Source organism: Flavobacterium sp. (genome assembly GCF_044371705.1).
GTDB lineage: Bacteria > Bacteroidota > Bacteroidia > Flavobacteriales > Flavobacteriaceae > Flavobacterium.
Map to the genome: position 1 here is coordinate 1 of NZ_JBILTE010000225.1, position 3,863 is coordinate 3,863.

The window sequence follows — 3,863 nt, forward strand, 5'->3', positions numbered from 1 at the left end:
AGTTGTGCCCGTTGCTTTTTGCAATTCTTGAATTACTTTTCCGCCCGGACCAATTAATGCACCAATGAACGAACCTGGAATTGTTCGCATAATGATTTTTGGAGCGTGTTTTTTAACGTCTGGTCTTGGTGTTGCAATGGTTTCGGTTAATTTACCTAAAATATGTAAACGACCGTCGCGAGCTTGACCTAAAGCCTGTTCCATAATGTCGTATCGCAAACCTTCGATTTTAATATCCATTTGACATGCAGTGATACCATCCGCAGTTCCAGTTACTTTAAAGTCCATATCGCCTAAGTGATCTTCATCACCTAAAATATCGGAAAGTACAGCAAATTTTTGACCATCGGTGATCAGTCCCATCGCAATACCGGAAACCGGTTTGATCATTTGAACACCAGCATCCATTAACGCCATTGTTCCTGCACAAACGGTTGCCATTGAAGAAGAACCGTTTGATTCTAAAACTTCAGATACAATTCTGATTGTGTACGGACATTCGGCAGGAATCATATTTTTTAGAGCACGTTGTGCCAAGTTTCCATGACCTACTTCTCTACGAGATGTTCCTCTTAAAGGTTTTGCTTCACCGGTAGAAAATGGCGGGAAGTTATAATGTAAATAGAATTTCTCTTCGCCTTGCTCGCTGGGCGAGTCAATTTGATTGGCTTCTCTTGAAGTTCCTAAAGTAACCGTTGCTAAAGCTTGTGTTTCTCCACGAGTAAATAAAGAAGATCCATGAACAGAAGGTAAATAATCTGTTTCACACCAAATGGGTCTGATTTCAGTTGTTTTTCTTCCGTCTAAACGAATTCCTTTTTCAAGAATTACATTACGAACGGCTTCTTTATTGGTTTTGTAGAAATATTTTCCAACCAACCCGGCTAAATCTGCATTTGCTGCATATTCTTCCTCAGTAAATAAAGCTTTACATTCGTCTTTTACAGCGGCAAATTTTTCACCTCTTTCACTTTTTGCTGATGCTTCTTGTGCAATAGCATAACATTTATCATAAGCGGCAGCTTTTACTTTTACATAAACAGCTTCGTCTTCTTTTTCGCCTTCGTAGGTGCGAATTTCTTTTTTTCCAAATGCTTCTTGCAAACGCAATTGAGCATGAATTTGAACTTTAATGGCTTCATGTGCAAATTTAATTGCTTCCACCATTTCATGTTCTGAAATTTCTTTCATTTCGCCTTCAACCATTGCAACTGAATCCAACGAAGCTCCAATCATCATGTCAATATCAGACAATTCTAATTGAGCTCTACTTGGGTTGATTACAAATTTTCCATCCACACGTGCCACACGTACTTCTGAAATTAAGTTATAAAAAGGAATGTCTGAAACAGCCAAAGCTGCAGAAGCGGCTAAACCGGCTAATGCATCCGGCATGACATTTTCGTCATGACTCATTAACTGAATCATTACTTGTGTTTCAGCATGGTAATCATCCGGGAAAAGTGGACGTAACACACGGTCTACTAAACGCATGGTTAACACTTCACTGTCACTCGGACGTGCTTCTCTTTTGAAAAAACCACCCGGGAAACGTCCCGCTGCGGCAAATTTTTCACGATAATCTACTGTTAAAGGTAAAAAATCTACTGCTGGATTTGCTGTTCTGGCCGACACTGCGGTAGCCAATAACATTGCATCTCCCATTCGAACTACAACAGAACCATCTGCTTGTTTGGCTAATTTTCCGGTTTCGATTGTGATGCTTCTTCCATCACCTAAATCGATTGTTTCTTGGAATACTTTTGGAATCATAAATTAATTTTTTGGTATTAATATTAGGTCTGTTGTGTTGTTGTGTAGTTGTTGAACCCAATGAAAAACCAAACTTTTTTTAAACAAATTAGTGTAAACAAAAAGAGGCACTTTCGCACCTCTTTTGTATTGATTATTTTCTAATATTCAATTCTTTAATAATCTCACGATATCTCACGATATCTTTTTTCTTAAGGTAATCCAGAAGACTTCTTCTTTTACCTACTAATAAAACCAACGAACGCTCGGTATTATAATCGTGACGATTTTTTTTCAAATGTTCCGTAAGGTGAGTAATTCTGAAAGTGAACAATGCAATTTGTCCCTCTGCAGAACCTGTGTTTTCAGCTTTACCTCCGTGTTTAGCGAAAATTTCAGCTTTTGTTTCTTTAGTTAAATACATTCCAATATTATTTAAATGATTATTATGTATGAATCAGGCTTTTCCTAATTCGGTTGCAAAGGTAATTTTATTTTTTAAATGGACAAGTTTTTTCTAATACAACTTCGCAACTTCTTGAGTAACAAATTCTAAAAAGCGTTCGTCGGCTTCAGTAAAAGGATTTATAACATGGCTGTCAATATCAATCTGACCGATATTTTTGCCATTTACAAATAGTGGAACAACAATTTCAGATTTAACCGTAAAACTGCAAGCAATGTAATTGTCTTGTGCGGATACATCAGGCACAACAAAATTTTGATCGGAAATAGCTACTTGACCACAAATGCCTTTCCCGAAAGGAATCACTGTATGATCAGTTTCGGCTCCCACATACGGACCTAAATGCAGCGTTTTTGTGTCGTGATTAGCAAAATAGAAACCAACCCAGTTGTAGTAGGATATATGGTCTTGCAGCAATTGGCAAAGATCTTTTAATTTCTCCTCTCTTGATAATTCCTTAGTAGAAAGTGCAGCAAGAACTGATGGTTTTAAATGTTCAAAATTCATAAACTTATTTTTGGCAAATATAAAGTTTTGGGGAAGCCTAATTTTACATATTTTTGTTAAAAATAGATTTTTGAAAAAATATTTAACCTTGTACCAGCCATTTCTGGTTTTTTTATTCAAATTTTTTATAACCTACGCTATTCTGGGTTTTATTTATTTGGGATATTTGAGTCAATTTGATTCCTCAAAAAATGAAACGGACAGTTTTACAGAATTAGTAACCAATCAAACTGTGCGTGTTATTCAGTTTTTTGGGTATGAATGTGAGGCAGCACCGCATCAAACAGAAGCCTCCTTCAAAATGTATGTCAATAAAAAATACGTTGCTCGAGTGGTCGAGGGGTGCAATGCAATTAGCGTCATTATTTTATTTATAGCTTTTATAGTTGCTTTTAAAGGGAATTATTGGAAAACGACAATTTTTATTTTAGGAGGATGTTTATTAATTCATTTTTTAAATATAGTGCGAATTGCTTTGATTTGCATCGCACTTTTGCATTATCCTCAACACCAGCATTTGTTGCATGGCGTTCTTTTTCCGCTATTTATTTATGGAATTGTTTTTCTATTATGGTTTATATGGGTAACAAAATTATCAGTGTATGCTGCAAAATCTGTTTAAAGATAAAAAGACGGTTTTTTTAATTACCTTTTGTTTAGTAGGTTTTGCCTTATTGCGATACTATGAAACAAGTTTGTTCTACGATCCTTTTTTGGCTTATTTTAAAAGAGATTATCTAAACTTACCTTTTCCTGAGTTTAATAATGTTGCTTTATTTTGGAATATGTTTTTACGATATTTTATTAATTCGTTTATTTCACTAATGATTTTATTCTTTTTATTTAACGATCTATCTTTAATAAAGTTTGTTATTGTACTTTACATTTTACTGTTTTTTATTTTGATTGGAGGGTTTTTTATTGTGCTTTTGTTTTTGGACGAGTCTTATAATTTTTTGCTATTCTATTTGCGAAGATTTTTAATTCAACCTTTGTTTTTACTGCTTTTTATTCCTGCTTTTTATCTGCAAAAGAAACAGCATTAGACTTTTTTTCGTATCTTTAATAGTCTAATGTAAGGACTATGAAAGTTACTAAATTTTCAGGCGAATTAGTCGATTTTGATCGAAAAAAACTA

Annotated in this window: 5 protein-coding genes; 2 read left to right on the forward strand and 3 right to left on the reverse strand. The window is 34.7% G+C overall.

The window, feature by feature from the left end:
• The 3 genes from ACIQ2S_RS12015 to ACIQ2S_RS12025 form a co-directional block, all read right to left on the reverse strand.
• Positions 1-1,773, reverse strand: a 1,773-nt coding sequence (locus tag ACIQ2S_RS12015; RefSeq protein WP_396176315.1) for a polyribonucleotide nucleotidyltransferase, incomplete at its 3' end; no start/stop codon positions are given.
• A 133-nt stretch (positions 1,774-1,906) separates the two neighbouring features.
• A complete protein-coding gene (rpsO, locus tag ACIQ2S_RS12020; RefSeq protein WP_396176317.1) occupies positions 1,907-2,176 on the reverse strand; it encodes a 30S ribosomal protein S15 in 270 nt (89 codons plus the stop codon).
• A 93-nt stretch (positions 2,177-2,269) separates the two neighbouring features.
• A complete protein-coding gene (locus ACIQ2S_RS12025) occupies positions 2,270-2,725 on the reverse strand; it encodes a GAF domain-containing protein (protein ID WP_396176319.1) in 456 nt (151 codons plus the stop codon).
• Between the two features lie 70 nt (positions 2,726-2,795).
• Between ACIQ2S_RS12025 and xrtF the strand changes: the two genes are divergently transcribed.
• Positions 2,796-3,347, forward strand: a complete 552-nt coding sequence (gene xrtF / locus ACIQ2S_RS12030; protein ID WP_396176321.1) for an exosortase family protein XrtF — start codon at positions 2,796-2,798, stop codon at positions 3,345-3,347.
• The gene (locus ACIQ2S_RS12035) at positions 3,328-3,771 is read left to right on the forward strand and encodes an exosortase F system-associated membrane protein (protein WP_396176323.1); all 444 of its coding nucleotides are present in this window, start codon (positions 3,328-3,330) and stop codon (positions 3,769-3,771) included. Before xrtF ends, ACIQ2S_RS12035 begins: the two co-directional genes overlap by 20 nt.
• Positions 3,772-3,863 lie beyond the last annotated feature (92 nt).

What these genes read in the sequence shown, in the direction of transcription:
- rpsO (WP_396176317.1), bottom strand. Translation starts at nt 2,176, where the DNA reads ATGTATTTAACTAAAGAAACAAAAGCTGAAATTTTCGCTAAACACGGA.
- ACIQ2S_RS12025 (WP_396176319.1), bottom strand. Translation starts at nt 2,725, where the DNA reads ATGAATTTTGAACATTTAAAACCATCAGTTCTTGCTGCACTTTCTACT.
- ACIQ2S_RS12035 (WP_396176323.1), top strand. Translation starts at nt 3,328, where the DNA reads ATGCTGCAAAATCTGTTTAAAGATAAAAAGACGGTTTTTTTAATTACC.